Source organism: Kitasatospora sp. MBT63, assembly GCF_000710465.2.
GTDB lineage: Bacteria > Actinomycetota > Actinomycetes > Streptomycetales > Streptomycetaceae > Kitasatospora.
In genome coordinates, this window is the sequence record NZ_JAIZ01000373.1 from 1 (window position 1) to 274 (window position 274).

The 274-nt window shown below is 69.0% G+C and carries 1 protein-coding gene; it reads left to right on the forward strand.

Going from position 1 to position 274, the window contains the following annotated elements:
- Positions 1-274, forward strand: a 274-nt coding sequence (locus tag AA75_RS49595) for a hypothetical protein (protein WP_033821878.1), incomplete at both ends; no start/stop codon positions are given.

Consider the following 274-nt stretch of genomic DNA (forward strand, 5'->3'; position numbering starts at 1 on the left):
CAGGTCGGCGCGGCGTTCACCGGCCTGAACACCACGGGCGTCACCTACAACCCCACCGCGGGCCGATCCGACGGCACCCGCACCGTCCCCGTCCTCGGCTCGTCCCTGAACGGCACCTGGTGGACCCTGCCCACCGCGATGAACGCCGGCGAGACCCGTACCTTCACCATCACCGGCACCATCGCCACCACCATGAAGGGCAAAGCACCCACCGTCCTCGCCGGAGCCTCCACCACCACCCCCGAAACCAACCTCCCCGCCTACCTCAACAACA